The sequence below is a fragment of the Paenibacillus oralis genome (assembly GCF_003863965.1).
GTDB classification, from domain to species: domain Bacteria; phylum Bacillota; class Bacilli; order Paenibacillales; family Paenibacillaceae; genus Fontibacillus; species Fontibacillus oralis.
Map to the genome: position 1 here is coordinate 2636305 of NZ_RRCN01000001.1, position 24666 is coordinate 2660970.

24 protein-coding genes are annotated in these 24666 nt (G+C 53.3%); 17 read left to right on the forward strand and 7 right to left on the reverse strand.

Features of this window, described 5'->3' with window-relative positions:
* Positions 1-11: 11 nt before the first annotated feature.
* Positions 12-236: a PspC domain-containing protein gene (locus tag EHV15_RS12075; protein WP_128631420.1), complete on the reverse strand. Its 225-nt coding sequence runs from the start codon at positions 234-236 to the stop codon at positions 12-14.
* 373 nt (positions 237-609) lie between these two features.
* Between EHV15_RS12075 and EHV15_RS12080 the strand changes: the two genes are divergently transcribed.
* The 5 genes from EHV15_RS12080 to EHV15_RS12100 all read left to right on the forward strand — a co-directional run bounded on the left by EHV15_RS12080 (position 610) and on the right by EHV15_RS12100 (position 4925).
* Complete coding sequence (locus EHV15_RS12080) at positions 610-1164, forward strand: flavodoxin family protein (protein ID WP_128631421.1); 555 nt, start codon at positions 610-612, stop codon at positions 1162-1164.
* A gap of 465 nt (positions 1165-1629) precedes the next feature.
* Positions 1630-2355 (forward strand): glycerophosphodiester phosphodiesterase, encoded by a 726-nt coding sequence (locus EHV15_RS12085; protein WP_128631422.1) that lies wholly within the window; start codon positions 1630-1632, stop codon positions 2353-2355.
* An 18-nt stretch (positions 2356-2373) separates the two neighbouring features.
* On the forward strand, positions 2374-3627 hold the full coding sequence (locus EHV15_RS12090) for an SLC45 family MFS transporter (protein WP_128631423.1): 1254 nt from the start codon (positions 2374-2376) through the stop codon (positions 3625-3627).
* A gap of 337 nt (positions 3628-3964) precedes the next feature.
* On the forward strand, positions 3965-4363 hold the full coding sequence (locus EHV15_RS36460) for a hypothetical protein (protein WP_178075834.1): 399 nt from the start codon (positions 3965-3967) through the stop codon (positions 4361-4363).
* 103 nt (positions 4364-4466) lie between these two features.
* Positions 4467-4925 (forward strand): hypothetical protein, encoded by a 459-nt coding sequence (locus EHV15_RS12100; protein WP_128631424.1) that lies wholly within the window; start codon positions 4467-4469, stop codon positions 4923-4925.
* A gap of 271 nt (positions 4926-5196) precedes the next feature.
* Here EHV15_RS12100 and EHV15_RS12105 read toward each other — a convergent pair whose 3' ends face one another.
* On the reverse strand, positions 5197-5439 hold the full coding sequence (locus EHV15_RS12105) for a helix-turn-helix domain-containing protein (RefSeq protein ID WP_128631425.1): 243 nt from the start codon (positions 5437-5439) through the stop codon (positions 5197-5199).
* Between the two features lie 257 nt (positions 5440-5696).
* On the opposite strand from EHV15_RS12105, the gene EHV15_RS12110 reads away from it, so the two are divergent.
* The gene (locus tag EHV15_RS12110) at positions 5697-5990 is read left to right on the forward strand and encodes a DUF6809 family protein (RefSeq protein ID WP_128631426.1); all 294 of its coding nucleotides are present in this window, start codon (positions 5697-5699) and stop codon (positions 5988-5990) included.
* 160 nt (positions 5991-6150) lie between these two features.
* On the opposite strand, the gene EHV15_RS12115 is transcribed toward EHV15_RS12110, so the two are convergent.
* Together EHV15_RS12115 and EHV15_RS12120 are read right to left on the reverse strand one after the other, a co-directional pair.
* A complete protein-coding gene (locus EHV15_RS12115; protein ID WP_178075835.1) occupies positions 6151-6951 on the reverse strand; it encodes a YcnI family copper-binding membrane protein in 801 nt (266 codons plus the stop codon).
* 432 nt (positions 6952-7383) lie between these two features.
* Positions 7384-9240 (reverse strand): copper resistance CopC/CopD family protein, encoded by a 1857-nt coding sequence (locus EHV15_RS12120; protein WP_178075836.1) that lies wholly within the window; start codon positions 9238-9240, stop codon positions 7384-7386.
* A 643-nt stretch (positions 9241-9883) separates the two neighbouring features.
* Here EHV15_RS12120 and EHV15_RS12125 point away from each other — a divergent pair.
* From EHV15_RS12125 to EHV15_RS12165, 9 genes are all read left to right on the forward strand, one after another.
* Entirely contained in the window at positions 9884-10861 is a 978-nt protein-coding gene (locus EHV15_RS12125) for a diaminopimelate dehydrogenase (protein ID WP_128631428.1), read from the forward strand.
* A gap of 464 nt (positions 10862-11325) precedes the next feature.
* Positions 11326-12303: a cytochrome aa3 quinol oxidase subunit II gene (gene qoxA, locus EHV15_RS12130; RefSeq protein WP_128631429.1), complete on the forward strand. Its 978-nt coding sequence runs from the start codon at positions 11326-11328 to the stop codon at positions 12301-12303.
* 18 nt (positions 12304-12321) lie between these two features.
* Complete coding sequence (gene qoxB / locus EHV15_RS12135; RefSeq protein ID WP_128631430.1) at positions 12322-14292, forward strand: cytochrome aa3 quinol oxidase subunit I; 1971 nt, start codon at positions 12322-12324, stop codon at positions 14290-14292.
* Positions 14289-14885, forward strand: a complete 597-nt coding sequence (gene qoxC, locus EHV15_RS12140) for a cytochrome aa3 quinol oxidase subunit III (RefSeq protein ID WP_128631431.1) — start codon at positions 14289-14291, stop codon at positions 14883-14885. Before qoxB ends, qoxC begins: the two co-directional genes overlap by 4 nt.
* A 1-nt stretch (position 14886) precedes the next feature.
* Positions 14887-15171: a cytochrome aa3 quinol oxidase subunit IV gene (qoxD, locus tag EHV15_RS12145; protein WP_128631432.1), complete on the forward strand. Its 285-nt coding sequence runs from the start codon at positions 14887-14889 to the stop codon at positions 15169-15171.
* 758 nt (positions 15172-15929) lie between these two features.
* The gene (locus tag EHV15_RS12150) at positions 15930-16289 is read left to right on the forward strand and encodes a metal-sensitive transcriptional regulator (protein ID WP_128631433.1); all 360 of its coding nucleotides are present in this window, start codon (positions 15930-15932) and stop codon (positions 16287-16289) included.
* A 28-nt stretch (positions 16290-16317) separates the two neighbouring features.
* The gene (copZ, locus tag EHV15_RS12155; RefSeq protein WP_128631434.1) at positions 16318-16518 is read left to right on the forward strand and encodes a copper chaperone CopZ; all 201 of its coding nucleotides are present in this window, start codon (positions 16318-16320) and stop codon (positions 16516-16518) included.
* A 150-nt stretch (positions 16519-16668) separates the two neighbouring features.
* Positions 16669-18894, forward strand: a complete 2226-nt coding sequence (locus EHV15_RS12160; RefSeq protein WP_128631435.1) for a heavy metal translocating P-type ATPase — start codon at positions 16669-16671, stop codon at positions 18892-18894.
* Between the two features lie 323 nt (positions 18895-19217).
* On the forward strand, positions 19218-19550 hold the full coding sequence (locus tag EHV15_RS12165) for a hypothetical protein (RefSeq protein WP_128631436.1): 333 nt from the start codon (positions 19218-19220) through the stop codon (positions 19548-19550).
* Positions 19551-19615: 65 nt separating this feature from the next.
* Here EHV15_RS12165 and EHV15_RS12170 read toward each other — a convergent pair whose 3' ends face one another.
* The 3 genes from EHV15_RS12170 to EHV15_RS12180 are packed head-to-tail and all read right to left on the reverse strand — an operon-like array spanning position 19616 to position 21267.
* A complete protein-coding gene (locus tag EHV15_RS12170) occupies positions 19616-20215 on the reverse strand; it encodes a hypothetical protein (RefSeq protein WP_128631437.1) in 600 nt (199 codons plus the stop codon).
* Positions 20202-20396, reverse strand: coding sequence for a type II toxin-antitoxin system antitoxin (locus tag EHV15_RS12175; RefSeq protein WP_036626509.1), 195 nt, complete (start codon positions 20394-20396; stop codon positions 20202-20204). The genes EHV15_RS12170 and EHV15_RS12175 overlap by 14 nt, the downstream gene beginning before the upstream one ends.
* Positions 20397-20412: 16 nt before the next feature.
* The gene (locus tag EHV15_RS12180; RefSeq protein ID WP_128631438.1) at positions 20413-21267 is read right to left on the reverse strand and encodes an SPFH domain-containing protein; all 855 of its coding nucleotides are present in this window, start codon (positions 21265-21267) and stop codon (positions 20413-20415) included.
* Positions 21268-21647: 380 nt separating this feature from the next.
* Here EHV15_RS12180 and EHV15_RS12185 point away from each other — a divergent pair, with 380 nt between their 5' ends.
* Together EHV15_RS12185 and EHV15_RS12190 are read left to right on the forward strand one after the other, a co-directional pair.
* On the forward strand, positions 21648-23450 hold the full coding sequence (locus EHV15_RS12185; RefSeq protein WP_128631439.1) for a cache domain-containing sensor histidine kinase: 1803 nt from the start codon (positions 21648-21650) through the stop codon (positions 23448-23450).
* A 1-nt stretch (position 23451) separates the two neighbouring features.
* Complete coding sequence (locus tag EHV15_RS12190; protein ID WP_128631440.1) at positions 23452-24648, forward strand: response regulator; 1197 nt, start codon at positions 23452-23454, stop codon at positions 24646-24648.
* Positions 24649-24666: the final 18 nt, after the last annotated feature.

Genomic DNA, 24666 nt, shown 5'->3' on the forward strand with positions numbered 1-24666 from the left:
TTAGTTTTCGATTAGTAGTTGGTGGACGGTTCGTCGTATCCGAGCCCGGCAAACGGTTCTCTCGGCACGATCAGGCTGGCGATCAGGTACAGGGCGACGACGGTTCCGACGCTGAAAAAGACCGCGATCAGGGCGATGAGCCGCACGACCGTTGCGTCGACCCCCAGCCACTGGGCGATGCCGCCGCACAAGCCGCTAATTTGTCTGTCCGTGGAGGAACGGTAAAGTTTTCTCATGAATAACCACTCGCTTTCTTTTATTTTTGTAGTTCATTTTTGAACATATATTTTTTATAAATCTGGATATCAGGTTGGCGGTTCGTGTTGTTCCCGCTGTTCATGCTTTTATTCTAGCGGGATTTGCGGCCGGACATAACGGGCCTGAGACGGTTTGTGAACTGGACCTTGGTCGGGTTGGCTCCTCGGCGCAAGGTCGGGGATTATATTGCGGGATACGGCGGACATCCCTCATTCAGAATTCGCGAAAAAGCGCCAGCAATTGCATGCCAATGTCATAAAGATGTAAAACATCGTATAAATATAGGGTAGGCGTTTATTCGGAAAATGAGCGGATAGGCTAAAAAGTAGATCCGGGAAAGGGAGTGCGGGCATGCGCATCGCTGTTTTGCAGGGCAGCACCAGGAGTGGGGGCAATACGGAGCAATTGACGAGCAAGGTATTAGAGGGAATTCCCTATACGGATATCGTTTTGCGCTCCAAAAATATCAAGCCGATTCACGATCAACGGCATACGGAGGGCGGGTTCGATCCGGTCGACGATGATTATGAGGAGGTGATCCGGGAAGCGCTGGAGCATGACGTGCTTGTTTTTGCCAGCCCGGTGTATTGGTACGGTGTTTCCGGCATTTTAAAAAACTTCATCGACCGCTGGTCGCAAAGCCTGCGGGATCCGCGCTACGATTTCAAAGCGGCGCTCGCGGGCAAAACGGCTTACGCCGTCGTGGTCGGCGGCGACAATCCGCGCATCAAGGCGCTGCCGGTCATCCAACAGCTGCAGTATACGTTCGATTTCGCCGGCATGCCGTTTGCGGGGTACATCATCGGCCAAGGCAGCAAGCCGGGAGAAGTCCTGAACGACGCCCGCGCGGTCCGCGACGCCGAGGCGCTGAACGCCGAATTGCGGACATGGTTGAAGGTGCAATAGGTGGTTGCGGTGAAGGGCATATCTTAGGGCATAAACCGGAGAGCGGCTGCTGTTTAAGGGGGCAGCGGGGTTCTCCGGTTTTTTCGTCGCTGGTGTTGGCGCCTCTGCCCTTGGTTCGCACCGTCATTGGATAAATCCAATAGATCGCCGGATATCAAACGTAATTTGGCACTCTCATTGGAAAAAATCCAATAGAATTCGCTCAAACTGACCGTTTAACGCCCTTTCGAGCCGAATCAATTGGAGATTATCCAATAACACTGCCGTATTTTCCACCTAATTTCCAATTCTATTGGATATATCCAATCAGGCTGCGCATCTATGCTAAATTTCCAGCTTCATTGGATATTTCCAATCACAACGCCATGGGAGGGCGCCTTTTTAATATGGGTCTAACATTGCAGGATTATATTGGGAGGATGGACTATAATCATTTTAAGTAAATATCCCAAGGAGGAATCACCATTGGCCGAGATCATCAACTTTGCCCACCGCGGGGCGGCGGGGCATTGCCCGGAGAACACGATGGCGTCTTTTGCCCGGGCGCTTGAACTGGGGGCTACCGGAATTGAGACGGATGTGCAAATGACCCGGGACGGACAACTCGTGCTTATACACGACGAATCGCTGCAGCGGACGGCGGGGACGCCGGAGTGGATTAAGGACATCACGCTGGAGGAAGCGAAGCAATGCGAGGTGGGCTCCTGGTTCCGCGAGGACTACCTGGGGGAAAGCATCCCGACGCTGGAAGAGCTGCTGGAGCTGGTGCGCGGTACGGATACGATCATCAATCTGGAACTGAAGACAGGCGTGGTGCTGTATCCTGGCATCGAGCAAAGGGTCATCGACGAAGTGCGGCGTTTTGGCCTTGCCGAGCGGACGATCATTTCCAGCTTTAATCATTATTCTTTGGTCGAGTGTAAAAAAATAGCCCCGGACATCCGCACCGGTATTTTGTATATGGAAGGGTTGTACGAGCCCTGGGATTACGCGAAGCGGATCGGGGCGGACGCGCTGCATGCGTACCAGTATGCGCTCACGCCGGAGCTGGTTGCGGCCGCCAAAGAGGCCGGGGTCGCTTATCACCCGTTTACGGTAAACGATCCCAAGGTGATGCGCGCGCTGATTCAGGCCGGGGTGGCGGGCATCATTACGGACTATCCCGATGTCCTGGCCGAACTGCTGGGTTAAATAAAGGAGCGTGAGCGGATGAAAAAAACATGGCTGCTGGGTCTGGGCTTTTTCAGCATCAGCTTGACCTGGGCGCTTTATAACGCATTTGTGCCGCTGTTTTTGGACGATTATGTGAAAAGCGCTGCCTTGATCGGGTTCATGATGACGATCGACAACTATTTGGCCATCGTGCTGCAGCCATGGATCGGACACCGCAGCGACAAAACGATGACAAGGTTCGGGCGCAGAATGCCGTATCTGCTGCTCGGCATGCCGCTCGGCGCCGTGTTCGCGGCTTTAATACCGCTGCATGCCGGGTTTGTGACACTCGTTTTGTTTATGGTGCTAATGAATTTGTCAATGAGCTTGTTTCGGGCCCCGACCGTCGCTTTGATGCCGGACATCACGCCGGAGCATCTGCGGACGAAAGCGAACGGCGTTATCAACTTTATGGGCGGAATCGGTTCGGTGCTCGCTTTTAGCCTCGGCTCCAAGCTGTACGGAATCGGTTCTTACGTGCCCTTTTTGTTTGCCGGGATCGTGATGCTCATCTGCATGGTAGTGCTGAAGGCGGTGATCCGCGAGCCGGCGGTTTATGCTTCTTTAGGGGCCGGGGGCGGGGCCGCATCTGCCGTATCCGACGTGTCTGCCGCATCTTCCGAGCCAAAACACGCGGTACGGATCAGAGACCAACTGGACAAAACAACCGTCCTGATCCTGGCGGCGATTTTTTTCTGGTTTGTGGCGTATCAAGGCGTGGAAGCGCTGTTTACGCTGTATGGCACAAAACAGCTCGGCATGAGCGACAGCGAAGCGTCGTTTTCTCTTACGTTTTTCTCGCTGGCATTCCTTGCGTTTGCGCTGCCGAGCGGCTGGCTGGGGGCCAAGTTCGGTAAGAAGGCGGTCATTTTGCTGGGAGTGGCCGGGCTGTTCGTCGTTTTCGGCGCGGTCGTTTTCGTGGAGTCCGTGTTTTGGCTGCGGGTGCTGCTGATCGTCGGGGGGATTTTTTGGGCCTGCATTAACATTAACTCGTATCCGTGGGTGGTGGCGACCGGGCGCGAAGAGAGCATCGGCACCCGCACGGGGATTTATTATTTCGTCTCGTCGCTGGCCGCCATCACCTCGCCGCCGCTGCTCGGCTGGCTGATCGACGCGTTTGGTTACCCGGCGCTGTTCGTCAGCGCTTCGCTGGGGATGCTGTTGGCGCTGCTCTGTCTGCTGGGCGTAGCGCCGGACCGCAAATCCGCCGGGCGGGGGCCGAGGAATAAGACACAGCTTGGCGCGATGTAACGCGGGAGTTTGGTTGATTATCGCACTTTGTAACTAAAAAACAGCGGTATCCAAGCCTCAAGCATGAGGTCTAGGAATACCGCTGTTTTGCGTTATTTACCGCTTTGCAATCCGAAAGCGGCCGAAATATAGAAATGGAATTTTTATTGACCACATTCAAACAGATGTATATATTTATAATATAACACCAAAATTTATCAGAGGTGGTTTGTTTGAATAATACAACCACGATTCTCGGAGTGCTGTATCAGTTTATAAAACAGAATGGGTTAAATATTAGTCAACTATCCAGGCAGACTGGATTAAATTCAGGTACGATATTTTATTAGCTAAGTTAATGTCGGGTGATACAAAACTACTCTCAGAATACGTTAATTTTATTGAACGGAAAGAAATTGAAATTATTCGTGGTTTATGGAATATTATGATAGTGGCAAATCGTTTCGAAGTTGATGTAGATCATATTCTTGCCCAATTTGAAACAGAACCATCCAACCTCCACAAGCAAAAAGGAAACGAAATATATAATGATCAAAATACTGCTGACCAGCATGTTAGCTTACTTTATGAATTAGCTCAATATTATTTATATAGAGGACACTACGAAAAAGGATTTCGCTACTTGTTTAACGGAATGGAAATATCCGCTATTATTAAGGAACCTTGCAATCGTATAGCCGCGATGAAACGCTTTACAACGATCGCGTTTGAATCGCTCAAACAAATTGAAAGCTAACAGTTTGTTTAGTAAATTCAGATTCGTGGCGATGGTTTCATACACCCAGTCCGTGTCGAACACCTGTCGAGTCATCAAACACTTGCGCCTTGAGGATGAGATATTGGAAGGCATCGACGGCGCTGCATATATCGAACAATTGACGATGGATCAGAAAATGAATGACCATGCAATGGTGAACTTGACGGTTGTCATGGACGAGGACAAGGTCCAAAGCTTCTTGACCGCCAATTTATGCAATCGAAAGTTTGTTTTAAGAGATCGGTATAACGAGCGCCGTGTTTTATTTAATGGAATCATTAAAAATAGTGAAGTTGAACAGATTAATGGCGTCTATACGGCAAAAATAGAAGGAACTTCGCATACATACAACTTGGATCTTCAAAACGAGAATGTGACTTATAAAGAGCTGTTTGAACGGGTTATACAGGGTTACGCGCATTCGGATTTTATTTGCTCGGAGACCCTGGAGAAAGAACCGATCAAGCGATTCATTCTCCAATACGATGAGACGGATTGGGAGTTTATCAAACGGGTAGTATCCCGTCAAACAAAGGGTTAATTGCAGACGTTAGGCTGGAAGGGGCTAAATTTTACATCGGGTTGCCTGGCGGCTATTCAAAAATACCCCACCCGGTGCCGAATGAAAACAGGTCGATTATGGTCAGATACTACCATGATTAACCTGTTTTTTGTTATCTTCGCCTTCTTATTTTTCAAAATCATATGAACAGTAAAGCATGTCGCCCCGTTTGGGAGAGTGAAGGGATAATTCTACAACTCCGATGCAACACAGCCCGACCATTATACTGCGAGAAGAAAGCGCAACTTTTCTAAAAGAGGTTTCCCCTTCTAACGATAGTAGAATCTGAACGTCCAACAAGATAATCAAGACTTACGTCAAAATAATCAGCCAGAGCGCAAGCAACTTCTAAACTAGGAACTCGTGTCCCTCTTTCCCAGTGACTTACAATGGTCCTGTCAACTCTTAAAGAAGAGGCAATGTCTTGCTGTGAAATAGATTTTTCAAGGCGTAGGTTTTTAAAACGCTCCGCAAATATTTCTCGATTAAACATAAAATAGCTCCTTGACTAGTGACTTATAGTCACTGTGCAATCAAAGCATAGAGAGTGATTTTTAGTCACTATCAAAATGGAATAAAGCAATTTTTTTAAAACTGAATGATCTTGAGTAAAAGTTGAAGCGGCACACTCTCATCAAGGAACTCGCCACTTCCTCCCCGTAACTACCTAAAAGGCAGACTGCACAATTAACCTATCATGTGTAAGTCTTTCTTTCAAGGCGTTGCCATCCATACGAAAGGAAGATGAAAATGAAAAGTATGCTGGAAGCATTGTATTGTGGTGAAATTCGCCCGGAAGAGAAGATCGTCCCGAGAGATCCCGAGTTCCGTAGAATAAGAAGAAAGATATCCGAAGCCAAAGGAATGTGGAAAGGGAAGCTGTCTACCGATGATTTCAACCAGCTTGAAACGCTGCTCGATTTGCACAGACAGACCGAGTCGATGCAGGCTACATCTTCTTTCGTAAACGGGTTTCAGCTTGGGGCGTTAATGATGATGGAAGTATATGCGGCTAAGGAAGAGTTTCTTTATGTTTTAAGGTAATCTAAGGTAACACTTTGGTATTTTAAAAAGCTTGTTACTACTCGTGAGTAGTAACAAGCTTTTTTTATAAAGTGAAGAAATTGAAGACGGGTACGTGTTTGGCTGTTTCGCCCTGCGAAAGTTGAGTGAATTAGAATACAACCGTCTAGCCCGCTAACGGTTAGGCCGATTTACGCGCGGAGCGGAGAGCGAGCCACAGAGCGGCCAGCGAGACGATCAGGGCGGCGATGGACACCACCAAAGTGGCCGTTCCAACGCCGGATGTGCCGGCGCTTTGCGCTGCGGCGGAGCTGTCAGCGCCGGCAGTTGCGCCCGCGTTGCCCGCGCCGTTCGTGCCTGCGTCGCTCGTTCCTGTGCCGGCGCCATCCCCGTTCGCGCCGCCGTCCGCATCGCTGGCATCGGCGCCGCTCGCGCCGCTATCGCTTGCGTCATGCCCGTGCCCGTGCCCGGCATCCCCGTTCGCCGCGCCGCCAGCGTCCGCGCTGATTACCGTCAGCGAATGCGGGCGATCGGCGCCTTCGCCGCCGATCCATTCCACCACGCTGCCGTCGTTGTAATACTGGAAGGCGTCCCAGGCCACTTCGGCCTCTTTATCGGGGTTTTTGGCCACAAAATCGAATTGCTGGAACTCGCCGGGCCCGATTCCGTCGCCCTCGGCGGACCAGGTGACCGCCGTCACGGCGCCGGCATCGTTTTTGGTCAATTCAACGTCCCAATCCGGTATTGGCCGATATTGCTTGAACTCTACGCCGTCCGGTATTTTTAGCGCAACCTTGACTGTAGGGATATCTTTTTCTACGGGTACTTTGATGGTGTACGTTTGCCAGGCCCCTGGGGCGGATTCTCCGGGACTGACGGTCACATGCGCGCTGGCGACGCCAACGAAAAGCAAGGTGGCCGCGGCCGCTGAAGCGACAGCGAACCATAAACGGTTCATGCGAAATGGAAGGGCTCTAAACATGTTAATCCTCTCCTTATTTATTCATTGCATTAATGATTTACTAGTAGAATGATCCGGAAATAATATGGCTTATCTACGGACAGGGGCCATGGATCACTTTGTTCTATATTAGTCTTGTGCTCAGTATCGTCCGTCCCCATAAAATAGAGGAACTTTAGGGTCTTATTTTCCGAATGTGAGCCTATTCATCACGATAGGGGAGCTTTTGGGTCTTATTTTTCGATGAACAGGTCGAAAGGCGGCCTTTCGCTACTAAATCGTAAAAATAGCGCCATAAAATTCCTCTATTGCACGCAACATGGGGGGATCGCCTAAATAGCGCCCTTTTTTTCCTTTATGTTTCACCCGAGATCTTCAATAGACTAATTTTGCCGTTTTCTCAAGTCTTCATTTGCCATCATGCTAACGTTATTTCCAGAATCGTCTACTGGATTATTTACTGCCAACCCGCAGCTCCGTATCGTAATCCAGGGTGTCCAGCGATTTCAGCAGGATATGGACGCGGACATTCCAACGGCCGCCCATCGTGATGATCCCGTCAGCTTTGGCTTCGGGCGGATCGCTTCCAAACTGCCGGCCGGGAAAACCAAATTCCACGACACCCATGTCCATTTCTTTAGAGGTCAGCTCCAGTGTGACTTGTTCAATATCCCGGCGGGGTTGGCCGTCCGGCCCGGTGATCGCCGCCCGGAACGTATTGGCCCCTACAAGATTGGGCGAGATGCTGATCGTGACGCGTGATCCGTCCGGGAGCTGGTTTGTCAGCTGAGACGGGCCGGGATTGGCCGCGGCGGTCGGCAGATTGGCCAACAGCGCCGCCAAAACAAGAACGATCATGCCGAGGGCGAATTCCGTCCAAACCCCGGCTCCGAGCGGCCGGGAGGGTTTGCGTCCGCGCAGAAAAGCCGACAGCCCGAGCGCCAGGCAAACCACCGTTAGCAGTATTTTCACCAACAGTACTTTGCCGTAATCCGTATGAAAAAGCGCGTACCAGGTGGGCACATGAAGCAGGCTTCCGTAAACTCCGGTAGCGATCAGGACGGCGACGCAGCCCGCGGCCAGCATGGAGAAACGCCGGATCGTGCGCCAATAAAGCGTTTGTGGCGGCGAATCCGCGGCGGTGGCCGCGGGCGGGGCGCCCGAAGGGCCGACCAAGCCGCCAGTGGCCGCGGCCGGGTCCGCCGCCGCCGACGCGTGTGCCGGGCCGGCAAGGGCCGCTGCTGGCGCCGATGCGTGTGCCGGCTCGGCGCGGGCCTCCGCCGGCAGCGGCTTCGGCCGGGTGGCCGCGGCCGGAAGCAAAAACGCCACTGCGCCCACGCCGCCGAGCCAGATCAATCCAGCGGCTAAGTGCAGGAAGTCCGCCGTGACGGCGGCGGATTTCACGGAGGCCGTGGCCGCGTGGCCGATGAAAGCTTTGGCGAGCAGCAAGCCAAGGCAACCCGCGAAGGCCAAGGCAAGGAGCAGCCTGCCCGGGTAGGACTTTTTGCTAAAGGCGCGAAGGAGGAGTACGGTCGCTGCGAGCAGTACGATGAGCAGCACGGTCTGGTACACCCAAATCTCGCCAAAGCTCGTGTAAGTTAATGTCTCCTGCAGGCTGTCGGGATCAAACGCCTTGCTCCAGCCGCCGCCGGAATCGCTGGCGGTTTGCTGCGGCAAGCTGAGCAGCACGCCGGCCGCGGCCGCGGCATACCCGAGCAACAGGGCCGTGCGGCTGCGCCGTTTCAAGCGTTCGGGCAAAGCAACCGAACGTTGTTTCCCGGCGGGCAGCAGCCACAAATGGAACGCAAGAGTGCCCAAATACAAGGTCATGCCGCCGTATAACAGCCAGCGGATCGCCAGCAGGCTCCAGCCGGGAAAGCTGTTCTGAGCGGTGGAGTCGTGCTGGGGAACGCTGCTTGAAGCTCCCTGTCCGATTTGAAAAGAAATCGTCCCGGAGACGGGATGCCCATCGCCGGAGACGACTTTCCACTTGGCCGCATACGCTCCCTCCGGCAGGTCCGGCTTTAGGGCAACGCTCAGCCGGGTAGGCTGTTCCGGATCGAATACGGGCTCGCCCGCCGACTCGCTGACACCGGACGGCCCGATCACCTGTAGCTCATAAAAGCCGGCTTCGATCGGCTCGTTGAACTCGATCCGGACGGAGCTCGGCGCCTGGTCCAGCGTTTCATCCGCCGCAGGCGCCGAGGAAACGACATAGGCATGGGCCAGCGCGGCGGGAGGGCGCATGCCCAGCGCGACGAAACACGCCAACACCATAAGCGCGGCCCATTTGCACCATCGTGATTTCAACTTCATTACCGCCTTTATCGAAATAGTCAATGAGAAACTTCACAATAAATATTATTTTACAATGGCTGTCAAAACTTTAGTATGACTACAACGGGCTATATGGGACTAACCTGATCTGAATTTTTGTCGATTGTGTGAAGGTTCAAGCGGGCATTTTTTCCAGCGTGGACAATGGCTAAGCCTCGAAATCAGCGTTTGACAGCCGGCTATTGGAACGACCAAGGTAGCGTCGGCCTTCAAAATAGCGGTACTTTATGTACTTATTATCCGAAACCTAGCATGTTTATCCCCATTAGCGGCATTTTATGTACTTATTTTCCTAAGAATGGTCCGGAAAGAGGGCATTTCCTTGCGACCCTAAGAAAATAACGACATAAATTTCCTTTATTTCTCCCAACTGGACGGATATCGCCATAATAACGACATTTTATGCCCTTATTTTTTTTTCGTCAGAGTTCTCGGGCTACCTGGTTGTTGCAAATTTCGGGTTAAGACGAAGGCGTACGCCTGATTGTTTTGTCAAGCGCCGTTTTTGGTTTGCGCCAGAACAATAAATCAACGTTAACTTTACATGTTAACTATTTAAAATAGGCCAAGGGTAAGCTACAATGGGTAAGAGTCTACATTTGGAGGAGGAAGGCAAGTGGCAACGAAGATCAAAGCGGGTATCGTAGGATACGGAAATTTGGGACGGGGTGTGGAGCTGGCGCTGAAGCAAAATCCCGATTTCCAGCTGCAGGCTATTTTTTCAAGAAGAAAACCGGATGAGGTGGCGGCGGCCGGCGGCGTCGTGCACATTTCCGAAATCGAAAAATATAAAGGCGACATTGACGTGCTCATTCTATGCGGCGGTTCGGCTACGGATTTGCCGGAGCAGGGACCGGAGCTGGCGGCCTTGTTCAATACGGTCGACAGCTTTGACACGCATGCCAAAATCCCTGAATATTTCGAAAAAGTAAACGAAGCGGCGGCGAAGGCCGGAACGGTCAGCGTGATTTCTACGGGGTGGGATCCGGGCTTGTTCTCGCTGAACCGGCTGCTTGCCGAAGCTGTGCTGCCGGAAGGCAAAGAGTACACGTTCTGGGGCAAAGGGGTCAGCCAAGGCCACTCCGATGCGATCCGGCGCGTTGCGGGCGTCAAAGATGGCAAGCAATACACGATCCCGGTAGAAGCGGCGGTCGAGCGCGTCCGCAAAGGCGAAAATCCGCAGCTGACCACGCGCGAGAAGCATTTGCGCGAATGCTACGTCGTTGCCGAAGCAGGAGCCGACCTGGCCAAAATCGAACATGAGATCAAAACGATGCCGAACTATTTTGCGGATTATGATACTACCGTTCATTTTATCAGCGAAGAGGAACTTAAAGCGAACCATTCCGCGATGCCGCATGGGGGTATGGTGCTGAGAAGCGGCCGGACAGGGAAGGACAGTACACAGCTGATCGAGTTTGGCTTGAAACTGGACAGCAACCCTGAGTTTACGGCCAGCGTGCTGGTCGCTTACGCCCGCGCGGTGTACAAGCTGTCGCAAGCCGGGGAGTCGGGGGCGAAAACCGTATTTGATGTTCCGTTCGGACTGCTGTCGCCGAAATCGCCGGAGCAGCTTCGTAAAGAATTGCTGTAGTACGTTAAACAAAAAAAGCGCGAAAAAATAAAAGCAGGCTGTCCTTACGGATCTTAAACGATCTTGAGGACGGCCTTTTTTTGTGGTGGCTTGAATATGGACAAAACACGAAAATAATGTGAATAAAATCACTAAACACCGAAATTATTATGACAATTCTGCGAACTATCGAAGAACGAGCCGTCATTGTGAACATTTATCAAAATCGCGTATTTTGCCTGAATTTGGCCGAAAACGAGCTCTAAAGGGGATTACTTGAGATGTAAAGGAGGAATGTCACACTTAAGATTAACAATATTTTACATAAATGACTATCACTATGAATTGTTATTCACTCTTCCCTTCTCTAACATTAAATTTAGCTTAAAGACAACAGCCATCCCGGTTTATTCGTGATGGCGTTCACAACGTTCACAACATTTACTAATGAAGGTTCACAATGAAGAAAGGGGTATCGGTGTCCTATGAAAAGGAAAGGGTTGCTGCTTGTTCTGTTTTCAGCCCTTCTTGCGCTGCTGACCGGATGCGATTCGTTAATGGTTTTGAATCCGAAAGGGCCGGTGGCCAAGACCCAGTCTGACGTCATTATCTTTTCCATTCTGACAATGGCGTTGATTTTGCTAGTCGTTTATATTTTGTACATTTTCGTGTTGTCGAAATACCGCGCTTCCAAAGCGGCTCCGGACTATGAACCGCCGCATGAGGAAGGCAACAAATGGCTTGAAATCACCTGGATCACCATCCCGATCATTATCGTTGCGGTGTTGTCGGTCGTCACGGTCCGCAGCACGGCCGCCGTCGAAAAGGTGCCGGCAGGCTACGAGGATCAGAAACCGCTTGTGATCTACGCGGCGTCCTCCAACTGGAAATGGCATTTCAGTTATCCAGAGGAAGGCGTTGAAACGGTAAACTACGTAAATATCCCGACGCACCGTCCGGTGGAATTTCGCCTGTATTCTTACGGGCCGATCACAAGCTTCTGGGTTCCGCAGTTGGGCGGCCAGAAATATGCGATGAGCGACATGGTCAACAAGCTTAACCTCGTTGCTGAGCATGAGGGCTCTTATATGGGCAAAAACTCCAACTTCTCCGGCGAAGGCTTCGCCCATATGGAATTCGAAGCATTGGCGATGTCACCTTCCGAGTACGACAAATGGGTAGAGGAAGTAAAAACGACGGCGCCTGCGCTGACGGAGCAGGAATTTGATTCCTTGCTGGAAACGGAATTTGTCGGCCGCAAATCGTATTCGTCCACGCATCTGCCGTTCAGACCGGCTCCGGAGGGCGAAAACGCCGGGCACCATCACGGCGATTCGGGAGCGGCGGAGGAAGGAACGACGGATTCCGAAGAAATGGAGCACTCCGAAATGGACCACTCCGGGATGGATATGTCGGATACGAACATGAACGATTCTTCGATGGATCATTCGACGCATAACTAAGGAAGGGAGTAGCTTAACATGAAATGGGACGAATTTTTCGTCACTGGGGAACCGATGATTTACGGCGCGATGGTCAGCATCGTCGTCGCGTCGCTGGCGATTCTCATCGGGTTAACCTATTTTAAAAAGTGGGGCTACCTGTGGCGCGAATGGTTGACGACCGTTGACCACAAGCGCATCGGGATTATGTATATCATCTGCGCCCTGCTGATGCTGTTCCGCGGCGGCGTGGATGCGCTCCTGATGCGGGGGCAGCTGGCGGTCCCGGAAAACGGGTTGCTGGATGCGCAGCACTATAATGAAATTTTTACGACGCACGGGGTTATCATGATCCTGTTTATGGCGATGCCGTTTGTCATCGGGCTTATGAACGTCGTGATCCCGCTGCAAATCGGCGCCCGCGACGTTGCGTTCCCGCGGCTGAACGCCGTCAGTTTCTGGCTGTTTTTTGCCGGAGCGATGCTGTTTAACATCTCTTTTGTCATCGGGGGTTCCCCGGATGCCGGCTGGACGGCTTATTTCCCGCTGGCCAGCATCGAGTTCAGCCCGACGGTAGGCAATAACTATTACGCAATCGCCTTGCAGATTGCCGGTATTGGCACATTGGCGACCGGTGTCAACTTTGTCGCTACGATTCTAAAAATGCGAGCCCCAGGCATGACGCTGATGAAAATGCCGATGTTTACCTGGTCGGTGCTGATCACCTGCGTCATCATTATGTTCGCGTTCCCGGTGCTGACCGTGGCCCTGGCGCTGATGATGTTCGACCGGCTGTTCGGCTCGCAGTTCTTTACGATGGCCAACGGCGGGATGGATATGCTCTGGGCCAACCTGTTTTGGGTCTGGGGCCATCCGGAGGTGTATATCGTTATTTTGCCCGCTTTCGGGATTTATAGTGAAATCATTTCGACGTTTTCGCGCAAAAACCTGTACGGCTACAAATCTATGGTTTACAGTATGGTCGTCATTTCGCTGCTGTCGTTTATCGTCTGGGCGCACCACTTCTATACGATGGGCCATGGCGTGATGGTCAACGGCATCTTCTCGATTACGACGATGGCGATTGCGGTTCCGACCGGGGTCAAAATCTTTAACTGGCTATTTACGCTCCGCAAAGGGCGGATCGAATTTACGACGCCGATGCTGTATTCCCTCGCCTTCATTCCGATCTTTACGATCGGCGGCGTTACCGGCGTCATGCTGGCGATGGCGAGCGCAGACTATCAATATCACAACACGATGTTCCTGGTAGCCCACTTCCACTACGTGTTGATTCCGGGTACCGTGTTTGCGGTGATCGCCGGCTTCTACTACTGGTTCCCGAAATTGTTCGGGTTCCGCCTGAACGAACGCCAGGGCAAACTGGCCTTCTGGATCATCGCAATCAGCTTCAATGTTACGTTTATGCCGCTGTTCTTCCTCGGACTGAACGGGATGACGCGGCGGATGTACACGTATTCGGAAAGCACCGGTTATGGTCCGCTGAACCTGATCGCTTCGATCGGCGCGGTCGGCCTGGCCATCGGATTTATCGTGCTGGTTTATAACATTTACTGGAGCTTCCGGTATGCCGAAAGAGACAAAACCGGCGACCCTTGGAATGCGCGCACTCTGGAATGGAGCACGCACAGTCCGGTGCCGGAGTACAACTTTGCAGTAGTGCCTGAAGTGGACGATCTTGATCCGTTCTGGAAAGCGAAGAAAACCGGCAAGCCGCTGTATAATGGTAAACTTGAAGAGATTCATATGCCGAACAACAGCGGGCAGCCGATTATTTTGGGAATTATCTTCTTCTTCTTCGGATTTTTCATGGTGTTCAGCTGGTGGATTCCGGCGATTATTGCCGGCCTTGGCGTAATCGTTATGCTGGCGGTGCGTTCGTTCGAGCGTGATCATGGACACCATATTCCGGTCAGCAAAATCAGAAAAACCGAGGAAGCCTTGATGCGAAAAGAATCGGAAGCGGGATTGCGGGGTGAACAAGCATGAAAATAGATCATTCTTTGCCGCTCGAATACCAGACGGAAGAGAACAGCAACCGGATCTTCGGCTTCTGGCTGTTCCTGGGCGCGGAAATTGTGCTTTTCTGTACGCTGTTTGCCGTATACTTGACGCTTTGGAACCGTACGGGCAGCGGCCCGGACGGAAAGGAGATTTTCGTACTCGGGCCGGTGCTCGCCGAGACGTTCCTGCTGCTGACCAGCAGCTTCACCTGCGGACTGGCGGTACACAGCATGCGGCTCGGGATGAAAAAGGCGTTTATGTCCTTTTTTATCATCACGCTGCTGCTTGGCCTAGGCTTCCTCGGCGTGGAAATTACCGAGTTCGTGACGTATGTGCATGAAGGGGCGACGCTGCAAACGAGCGCCTTCCTGTCCAGTTTGTTCGTCCTGCTCGGCACGCACGGCGCCCACGTGACGCTGGGCCTCTTGTGGGGCGCAGGTCTGATGATTCAGGTGAAGCGCGAAGGATTTACGGTCGATACCGCGAATAAATCGTTTATTTTCTCGCTGTATTGGCACTTCCTCGACGTTGTCTGGATTTTCATCTTCAGCTTTGTTTATTTGAAAGGAATGATGTGACATGAAAAAGCTCTTTCCTGCTCAGCACGTCATGGGATATCTATTTTCGCTGATTCTGTCCGTTGTGGCGTTGTCGGTCATTTTCTGGGATATGCCGATGGCGGTGGGACTCACCATCCTGCTCATTTGCGCGGCGATCCAAATGTCACTTCAGCTGTTCCTGTTTATGCATATCAGTGAGGGCGGCACGAAAACCGCGTTGTTCACCAATGTCGGTTACGCCCTGTTCGTCGGCCTGGTCACCGTTTTCGGTACGCTGTTAACGATGATTTGGGGTTATCGGTAAAAGTGTGTGCATGAATTGTGTACAGAAAAACCCGTTGTCACCTTAAAGGTGGCGGCGGGTTTTTTGTTTGTAATTGCGGGAGGAGTAAGTGCGGTACGGGAACGTGGGGCCGGGAAAAGCCCGGGCGTCAGTTGCTTGGCCGATGATTTAGAAGCGCTTTGTGGTGATAGGAAGAAGCTTTTGCGATGATAAGGAGCCGTTGCAGTGATAAGTAGTCTTTGTGGTGATATGGAGTCATTGTGGTGATATGGAGTCATTGCGGTGATAAGTAGTCTTTGCGCTGATAAGGAGCGCTTTGCGAGAATCAAGTGCAAATGTGCATCTCATATCGCGATTTTCTCGCTTCCGAGACGTATGGAGTGCAAAAGTGCAGTTGAGTAGAGTGGATGTGGAAAAATATGGATGTAAAGCTGGAGTTAAACTGCACTTTTGCATTTGACCCACCTGTTTCGAGGAGTTTCGACGAAATTCGCCTGCACTTTTGCATTTCGTAAGGCTTCGACTGACAGTAAAACTTCGACCGATTGTAAAACTTCAACCTCTTAATAAAGCTCCGATCGAAGCATCCCTCCGTTGAACGCTAGCTTTTTATCGGCAACAGGGCTTGAATCTTATAAAAACAAACATGGGAGTAAGCGTGAAATCCAGCGATACAGGGCAAGCTGAAAAAAACACATCTGCCTCTTTACATACCCCATGGGGGTATATTATAATGAACTTACCACAACAAGTTATGCTGGTTTGAAAGGAGAAGACGTATGGCGGAGAACGTTCAGGAACATACACACCATTGCGGAGACCACGGAGCGCAGAATGAGGGCAAAGCTGAGGGCAAAACGGTCCGGCACAGCCATCATTCCGAAGCGATGAAGAACAACCTGACCAGCCGTTTGAACCGGATCGAAGGGCAAATTCGCGGGATCAAAGGGCTGATCGAAAGAGATACTTACTGTGACGATGTCCTGAATCAGATTGCCGCCGTCCAGTCCGCGCTCAACAGCGTCGGCCGGCTGTTGCTCGAGGGACATATGAGAAGCTGCGTCATCGAACGGATTCAAGCCGGCGAGACGGAAGTGGTGGATGAGCTGTTGGTGACGGTCAATAAGTTAATGAAGTAAAATATCAAAAATTCAGGAGGCAGGAATCATGCAAAATATTACGTTGAACGTGGAAGGCATGTCGTGCAATCATTGCGTCAAGTCGGTGGAAGGAGCCGTCGCGGGATTGGGCGCCACAGGCAAAGTCGATTTGGCGGCCAAAAAAGTAGAGGTTGCTTTTGATGAAAGCAAAGTGTCGGTGGACCAGATTAAAGAAGCGATCGAAGAGCAAGGATATGACGTGGTTTAATTAAGTTATAGAAGTTGATCCAACCGCTTCGAGTGCTGATACGGAAAAAACGTATGAGGTCAGGCTCGGAAAGAGCGGAGATTTTTTTGCCTAAAATATACCCCATGGGGGTACATGGGACGAAACGCAAACAAACATGGAGGAATCACTATGGAAAAAGCACTGTCGGCCCCCAGCGATCAAGCGATGCTGCAAATCACCGGCATGACCTGCGCCGCCTGCGCGGCCCGGATCGAAAAAGGGTTAAACCGGCTTCCTGGCGTAGAGCAGGCGAACGTGAACCTGGCGCTGGAGACGGCCCAGGTGACGTATGAGCCGGGGCAAGTATCGCTGGAGCAAATCATCGATAAAGTTAGCAAGCTCGGATACGGAGCCATTCCCAAACCTTCGGAGCAGGAGTCGGAGGACATCCGGACCCGGGAGATCCGCAAGCAGAGAAACAAGCTGATCGTGTCGGCAGTGCTGGCATTTCCGCTGCTGTGGGCGATGGCCGGGCATTTCTCCTTCACCTCGTGGATCTGGACGCCGGAGCTGTTCATGAATCCCTGGTTTCAGCTGGCGCTGGCGACGCCGGTGCAGTTCATCATCGGGCGCGGCTTTTACGTCGGCGCCTACAAAGCGCTGCGCAGCCGCAGCGCCAACATGGATGTGCTGGTTGCGCTCGGCACGTCGGCGGCGTATTTCTACAGCTTGTATTTGAGTTTTGAGGCTCTGTCTATGCCGCACGGGCATACCCCCCAGCTGTATTATGAGACGAGTTCGGTCCTGATCACGCTGATCCTGCTCGGCAAATGGTTCGAAGCGCTGGCCAAAGGCCGTTCCTCGCAGGCGATCAAAACGTTGATGGGGCTGCAGGCCAAGACGGCGCTGGTCGTCAAAGACGGCGTGGAGACGGTCGTGCCGATCGAAGCCGTCGTTCCGGGCGATCTGCTGATCGTAAAGCCGGGCGAAAAGATACCGGTAGACGGTATCGTGGCCGGCGGCTCGTCCGCGGTGGACGAATCGATGCTGACGGGGGAGAGTATTCCGGTCGAGAAAAAAGCAGGCGATCCGGTTATCGGGGCGACCGTGAACAAACACGGCGTGCTGCGCGTTCAGGCCACCAAGGTCGGCCGGGAAACGGCGCTGGCACAGATCATCCGCGTCGTCGAAGAGGCGCAGGGGTCGAAGGCCCCGATCCAGCGGGTGGCGGACGTGATCTCCGGGATTTTCGTGCCGATCGTTGTCGGGATCGCTGTAGTGACGTTTTTGGTGTGGTTTTTCCTGGTGGCGCCGGGCAGCTTTGCGGAAGCGCTGGAAAAAGCGATCGCCGTGCTCGTGATCGCCTGCCCCTGCGCGCTCGGCCTCGCGACGCCGACGTCGATTATGGCCGGCTCCGGGCGGGCCGCGGAGTACGGCATCCTGTTCAAGGGCGGCGAGCATCTCGAGACCGCCCAAGGGCTTGACGCGATCGTGCTGGATAAGACCGGCACGATCACGCGGGGGCAGCCGGAGCTGCGGCAAATCGTCCCGGCCGGGGGCTGGGACGAGGCGGAGTTGCTCCGGCTCGTGGGCGCCGCCGAGCGCGGCTCCGAGCATCCGCTCGCGGATGCGGTCGTTGCCGGGGCGCGGGCGCGCGGCCTGGATCTGCCCGAGGCAACCGCCTTTGAGGCGGTGCCGGGGCATGGCATTGCGGCGGTCGCACTTGGCCGCCGGGTGCTCGCCGGCACGCGCCGCCTGATGGCGCGGGAAGGCGTCGACGTCTCCGCCGCGCTGCCGGAGATGACGGCGCTGGAAGCCGCCGGCAACACCGTGCTGCTCGCCAGCGTGGACGGCGTCTACGCCGGCATGGTCGCCGTGAGCGACACCGTGAAGGACACGTCCAAAGCCGCGGTGGCGCGGCTGAAGGCGATGGGGCTTCACGTGGTCATGATCACCGGCGACAACGAGCGCACGGCGAAGGCGATCGCCGCCGAAGTCGGCATCGACGAGGTGCTCGCCGAGGTGCTGCCGGAAGGCAAAGCCGCCGAAGTCAAAAAGCTGCAGGAGCGCGGCCTGAAGGTGGCGATGGTCGGCGACGGCATCAACGACGCCCCGGCGCTGGCCGTGGCCGACGTCGGCATCGCGATCGGCACGGGCACCGACGTGGCGATGGAGGCCGCCGATGTGACGCTGATGCGCGGCGACCTTGAGGGCGTGCCGGACGCGATCGCGATGAGCAAGCGCACAATGGGCAACATCAAGCAGAACCTGTTCTGGGCGCTTGCTTACAACACGATCGGCATCCCGGTGGCGGCCGCGGGCTTCCTCGCCCCTTGGCTCGCCGGCGCGGCGATGGCCCTCAGCTCGGTATCCGTGGTGCTGAACGCGCTGCGGCTGCAAAGGGTGAAGCTGTAAGTTTAGCACGAAAAGAGCCCCAAGCGATAGCCGTTCCATATCGGCTTCGCCTGGGGCTTGCTGTATGAGGAGTGGGAGCTTCCATAGGACTTAAATTGGCGATCTGATTGGATATATCCAATAGAATTGGAAATTAGGTGGGAAATACAGCTATTAGATTGGATATTTCCAATAGACGAGGCTCGGCAAGGCGCAAAACGGGCTATTAAAGTGAATTCTATTGGATATTATCCAATGAAGGTTCAAAATGGTGTTAGATATCAGCCAATCTATTGGAATTTTTCCAATGAGAGGGGGGCGGGGGAAATAGGCTGCTTAAATCGATGGGATCTAGCGAATACGGTGAACAAGCTACTATTAGGCATGCTCTGGCGAACGCGACGAATAAGCTGCTCAATGAACATTTATGCCCGCAAAAAAGCGGCTTCTATACCCGCAAAAAAGCGCCCTTCCGGGGTGGACCCGGTGAGGCCGCTTTATTCATGCCCGGGCACCTGCTCATCGGCCGCCGCATGGCGAAAGCGGACATTTCTCGCTTTGCTAACGGACACCAGAGACCTTATTTGGGGCAAAACACAGGGTTTAAAATTGTAACGGACTCAGGAGCCTTTATTTCCAGTAAATCTGCGAAAAACTTGCCTAATGGAGCCGAATAGCGGCATCTGTGTCCGTTAGAACGGGAAATATCCGGGAAATGAGCGAATAAGGTCACTACGGTCCGTTACGGCGGGCAAATGCTCCCTTGCTCATAAAGCCCTTGGATGAGCAGCTTCATGATCCGCACACTGCTGTTGAGCGCAGGCACATCGGGGTGTTTGACACTTTCCGAAAAACTTAGCGACGCTTCATGCGCTTTGAGCCGGAGTTTGATGTGCGCCCCCGGATGCTGTTCCAGCGCCTCGGCCAGGCCGTCCTGCTTGAGGACGGAGCGCAGCAGGCCGGGGTGCGACGCCCGCGCGCGAAACCGCTTGTTCAAGGCGGAATCCGGCAGCGCGGCAGGCCGCAAGCGCCCGGAAAGCAAACCCAACGCCGGGCGCTTGGCGGAGAAAAGATCGAACTCCAGCTTGCGGCGGGGCCGGTAGCTGTATTTTATGCCGATAACATGCGTTTGGCCGGAGGAACTGGAGCTGGGGTCGGCCAAGGTGACGATGCATTCCCCAAGGTCGTGGGGAAGTCTGACGCGCACATGCTGTCTCGTATATTTCAGCCCATGAAATTTCGCGGCCGCGTATGTGCCTCCGCCGGTTTTGGCAAATTCCTTCAAAAGCGCCGCCGATTTGGACTCCCACCATGGTTTGCGAATCTGTTTAGTCTGCGTCATGCTTCTCCTCCTCTTTGCCCGGCGCCCGGTTTGAAGGCAGCCGGCCTTCACGGCGCAAAGCTTCCCGCAGCAGGTATTCGATATGACCATTGACGCTTCGGAATTCGTCCGCTGCCCAGCGCTCCAAAGCTTGATACAGAATCGGGTCAAGGCGAAGAGGGAAGCTCTTTTTGCTGGCCATCGTAAATGGCGCCCTTTTAGTAAAGCGTGCTCGCGTTGATGACCGGCTGGGCGGAACGGTCGGAAACGACGGCAACGAGCAGGTTGTTGATCATCGCGGCTTTGCGTTCATCGTCCAGTTCCACGACCTGGCCCGCCTGCAGGCGTTCGATCGCCATTTGCACCATCGTGACGGCGCCGTCGACGATTTTTTCGCGTGCGGCGATGATGGCTTCGGCCTGCTGCCGCTGCAGCATGGCGCTGGCGATTTCGGTCGAATACGCCAAATGGGTGAGGCGCGTTTCGATCACTTTGACGCCGGCGATCGCCAGCCGGTTCTGCAGCTCATCGGTCAGCTCCAACGCGATTTCTTCGGTGTTGCCGCGCAGGGAGAAGCTGGCCGTGTCCGGCTGGTCGTAAGGGTACTTGCTCGCAACGTGGCGCAGGGCCGCTTCGCTTTGAATTTCCACGAACGTTTCGTATTCATCTACCTCAAACAGCGCTTTGGCGGAATCGACGACCGCAAAAACGACGACGGTTGCGATTTCGATCGGGTTCCCGTTCACATCGTTGACCTTCAACTTGGCGCTGTTGAAATTGCGGACCCGCAGCGAAACCTTTCGGCGGCTTGAGAGCGGGACGGCCAGGTATAATCCGCTTTTGCGAATGACGCCCAGATAACGTCCGAAAAAAGTCACGACGGCAGCCTGGTTCGGCTGTACGATCGTAAGGCCGGTGAGCAGCACGAAGGCGATGGCGCAAACGGCGATTCCGCCAATCACGGGAAGCGCGCCGGAAAGCGAGATCAAATAGACGCCGGCCGCTGCGAGCGCCAGGATAAACAGCAAAGCGGCAAAGCCGTTCAAATAAGACATTTCTTTTTCCTTGTACATACGGAACACTCCTTTAGGGTCATTGGTAATTCATATTGTTATGATATAACAATGATATCACTTTTGCAATAAAATGTAAATTGCTCAGATTTAAAAATTTTCAACGGTAGCAATCTGGCGCTGTCTTTTATTCTCACCGTTTATGGGAGAATTTACTAAACTATTTAGTTGTTTATCCCTGTGTATAAACTTAAATTAAGCGATAGTGATTGACTGATCGTTAATTAAGTTGTATTTTTAGGTCGTGATTATTTTTCGAACTAAAAAATAAAATAGTTTAGTTTACGATCCAACGGGTTGGCTTAGGTTGTTTGGTGACCGGGGCTTTTTCTTTTCTATGATAAGATCGGGATATCTTTTGACAGCTGGGGGTTGAATTCATGTTTTGGAAGCGCTTATCTTATCAAAGAAAATTGTTGCTCGTGCTTATCGTCGTCAGCAGTCTGCCGGTGCTTCTGGTGGGAACGATCGCCTACCAAAAGTCTTCGGAAACGTTGATGAAGCGGACGGAGCAAGACCTGCAAGTGATTGCCGGACAGTTGATTTCGGCGATTCAGAAACAAGTTAGCGATTTCGACCGTTTCAGCATTTTGCCGTACTATATGCCGGAAGCGTTTACAATTTTTAACCGGCCCTACATTCCGGAAGAAGACTGGGGATCGGCGGAACTGAACGCGCAGCGGCAGCTGATTCGTTTAATGAGCGCGTATCCTTCAATTAACAAGTCGATTAAAGCGATGGTACTGTACGGCAACAACGGGCGGATCAGCGGGTATCAGCTCAGTGGAAGTTCCTCGATCAACCGGGCCTACGACGTTAGCCGGGAAGACTGGTATCAAGAGGCGTTAGAGAAGAAAGGCGGCTTTGTCGTCTCGGGCGTGCATAAGGTGGGGCAATTTGAAGGGCAATCTTTTGAGGCCGTTACCGTATCGAGAATGCTGCTGGATGAGGAAATGCGTCCGCTCGCCGTGATTGCCATTCATATTTCTCCCGATTTTATTGAAAATATCATCGATTCTTCCGGGCTGCAGGACACCGTCGTGACCGTAGTCGACGCGAATCATCGGCTGATCTACGCTTCGGATGAACAAATTGCCGCGCGGCTGCTCGAACGTCCGCTTGATGTAAGTACGAACGGCGCCTGGTCGGCAGAGAGCAAGCTCGATAACCGTAAGGTGAAATACAGCGGAGTGGTGAGGAAAAACAGTTATTTGGGCTGGACGATCTATGTGGGCAAAAATCAGCAGGTGATCCTGCAAGGCAGCAACACCATACGCAAATATACGGTGGCGATCGCCGCCGTATTGACGGTGGCCTCGGCGCTCGTATCCTGGCTGCTTGCCGGCAATCTGTCGCGCCCGATCAACCGGTTGATCCGCTCGATGCGGAGCGTCGAGACCGGCAAATTCGAGGTCCTGGAGGCGCCGACCCGGTATGACGAAATCGGGCAGCTGCATTTGAGTTACGCGCGTATGGTCAGACGGCTGGATGAGCTGGTGCAGTCGATCGCGGAGAAGGAACGGCAGAAGCGAAAGGCCGAGCTGTATGCGCTGCGGGTGAGGATCCAGCCGCATTTTTTGTACAACACGCTGAACTCGATCCGGATGTTGGCCATTTTGCAGCAGTCCCCGCAAATCGCCAAGCTGATCCATGCGCTTAACCGTTTGCTGCAATCCTACCTGAAGCTGAATGATGAGCTCATGCCCTTGTCCCGGGAGATCGATTTGCTGCGGGATTACGAGCAATTGATGGATTTGCGCTACACCAATACGTTTACCGTCGAGTGGGACGTGCCTGAGGAATTGCTGGACGCGGGGGTTCCGGCCATGCTGCTGCAACCGATCTTGGAAAATGCCATTTTTCACGGCTCGCGGGGACTGGGCCGGATGCTGGCGATCCGCGTGAAAGTCTCGCTTATTGAGCGCGATCGCGGCAAGCTTTGCATCGAAATCAAGGATAACGGAGTCGGGATCGCGGAGGAACAGATCGAGCGCCTGCTGGGGGATGGGGACGGGGACGGCGTTTCCCATATCGGCATCAACAATGTCAACGATCGCATCCGGCTGTGGTTCGGCAGAGAATACGGCCTTACCGTCCAGCGTCTGGAGCCGGGAACCGCCGTGATCATGACGATACCCTATAAACCGTTAAAGTTGAACAACCTTTTAAAAAGGGGGAATTGAAATGTGGAATCTGCTTGTAGTGGAGGACGAAGCCATTGTCAGAATGGGGCTGCGTTATATGGTGGATTGGGAGGCGCAGGGCGTGTGCTGGAAAGCCGAGGCCGCCAACGGCGAAGAAGCGGTGAAGGTGCTGGAGTCGGAGGAGATCCATATCGTTATGACCGATATCCGCATGGCGGGCATGGACGGGATCGAGTTGGGACGTTATATCCGCAGCCACTGGCCGCAGCATATCCAGATGATCTATTTGAGCAGTTATGACGATTTTCCTTATGTTAAAGAAGCGATTCGGCTGAATGCGCTCGATTATCTGCATAAGCCCACGATGGACGAGGAGGAAGTGAAAGGAGCGCTGCAAAAAGCGGTCAAGCTGCTGGAACAAAGCACGCCCAGGACGTTCCCGGCATGGCCGGAGGAAGAGCGCAACGCTTGGCTGGTTTCCCTGCTCGATACGTACACTTATCCGCGGGAAATGCTGGTGCCGGAGCTTGCGGCGGGGGGAGCGTTGTCCGAAGGACTGTGGCTTACCGCCATCCGTCTGCGGGACGATGCCGCGGATCAAATCGCTGTGGCCGCAGGCAAGGACCACCTGAAATTCATCTCGATCCGCTACCTGATCGAAGAATACGTGGGCCGGGACTTTGGAGGGCTCGTCTTTCACCGGGGCCGCCGGGAAATCATCTGGCTGGCGCCGGCCGCGCCGAAGTCGGGGGCGGTCGACCGCTGCGGCAGGGAGCAGTACCTGGAGCGGCTGCGGGGCAAAATTTTCGAGCTGCTTAACGCCTCGATCGTTTATTCCTTTAGCTCCGTTTACGCGCATCCGCAGCAAATTCCCGAGGCTTACCTGGAAGCCGAGCTGAAATTCCCGGTGAATCAGCAAAGCGACAGCCTGCATATCCGTCTGGCGAAGGAATATGTAGACAGCCATCTGCTGGAGGATGTTACGCTGCAAAAGGCAGCGGACTCCATTCCGATCAGCCCCGGCTATTTAAGCCGTATTTTTCTGAGGGAAGTGGGCGAAAGCTTCAGCGAATACGTGATCCGCAACAAAATCATTCATGCGCAAAAGCTGCTGCGGGAAACAAACAAAAAGGTTTATGAAATCGCCGAAGTCCTCAGCTATACGAATCCGCATTATTTCAGCAAGCTGTTTAAGGACAGGGTGGGCATGACTCCGCTGGAATACCGGAACCGTTAGTGCAAAAAAAGATAGCAA

Excerpts from the sequence above, each read along its gene's own strand:
- EHV15_RS12075 (WP_128631420.1), bottom strand. The coding sequence starts at position 236 with ATGAGAAAACTTTACCGTTCCTCCACGGACAGACAAATTAGCGGCTTG.
- EHV15_RS12080 (WP_128631421.1), top strand. The coding sequence starts at position 610 with ATGCGCATCGCTGTTTTGCAGGGCAGCACCAGGAGTGGGGGCAATACG.
- EHV15_RS12090 (WP_128631423.1), top strand. The coding sequence starts at position 2,374 with ATGAAAAAAACATGGCTGCTGGGTCTGGGCTTTTTCAGCATCAGCTTG.
- EHV15_RS36460 (WP_178075834.1), top strand. The coding sequence starts at position 3,965 with ATGTCGGGTGATACAAAACTACTCTCAGAATACGTTAATTTTATTGAA.
- EHV15_RS12105 (WP_128631425.1), bottom strand. The coding sequence starts at position 5,439 with ATGTTTAATCGAGAAATATTTGCGGAGCGTTTTAAAAACCTACGCCTT.
- EHV15_RS12110 (WP_128631426.1), top strand. The coding sequence starts at position 5,697 with ATGAAAAGTATGCTGGAAGCATTGTATTGTGGTGAAATTCGCCCGGAA.
- EHV15_RS12115 (WP_178075835.1), bottom strand. The coding sequence starts at position 6,951 with ATGTTTAGAGCCCTTCCATTTCGCATGAACCGTTTATGGTTCGCTGTC.
- qoxA (WP_128631429.1), top strand. The coding sequence starts at position 11,326 with ATGAAAAGGAAAGGGTTGCTGCTTGTTCTGTTTTCAGCCCTTCTTGCG.
- qoxB (WP_128631430.1), top strand. The coding sequence starts at position 12,322 with ATGAAATGGGACGAATTTTTCGTCACTGGGGAACCGATGATTTACGGC.
- qoxC (WP_128631431.1), top strand. The coding sequence starts at position 14,289 with ATGAAAATAGATCATTCTTTGCCGCTCGAATACCAGACGGAAGAGAAC.
- qoxD (WP_128631432.1), top strand. The coding sequence starts at position 14,887 with ATGAAAAAGCTCTTTCCTGCTCAGCACGTCATGGGATATCTATTTTCG.
- EHV15_RS12150 (WP_128631433.1), top strand. The coding sequence starts at position 15,930 with ATGGCGGAGAACGTTCAGGAACATACACACCATTGCGGAGACCACGGA.
- copZ (WP_128631434.1), top strand. The coding sequence starts at position 16,318 with ATGCAAAATATTACGTTGAACGTGGAAGGCATGTCGTGCAATCATTGC.
- EHV15_RS12160 (WP_128631435.1), top strand. The coding sequence starts at position 16,669 with ATGGAAAAAGCACTGTCGGCCCCCAGCGATCAAGCGATGCTGCAAATC.
- EHV15_RS12165 (WP_128631436.1), top strand. The coding sequence starts at position 19,218 with ATGGGATCTAGCGAATACGGTGAACAAGCTACTATTAGGCATGCTCTG.
- EHV15_RS12170 (WP_128631437.1), bottom strand. The coding sequence starts at position 20,215 with ATGACGCAGACTAAACAGATTCGCAAACCATGGTGGGAGTCCAAATCG.
- EHV15_RS12175 (WP_036626509.1), bottom strand. The coding sequence starts at position 20,396 with ATGGCCAGCAAAAAGAGCTTCCCTCTTCGCCTTGACCCGATTCTGTAT.
- EHV15_RS12180 (WP_128631438.1), bottom strand. The coding sequence starts at position 21,267 with ATGTACAAGGAAAAAGAAATGTCTTATTTGAACGGCTTTGCCGCTTTG.
- EHV15_RS12185 (WP_128631439.1), top strand. The coding sequence starts at position 21,648 with ATGTTTTGGAAGCGCTTATCTTATCAAAGAAAATTGTTGCTCGTGCTT.
- EHV15_RS12190 (WP_128631440.1), top strand. The coding sequence starts at position 23,452 with ATGTGGAATCTGCTTGTAGTGGAGGACGAAGCCATTGTCAGAATGGGG.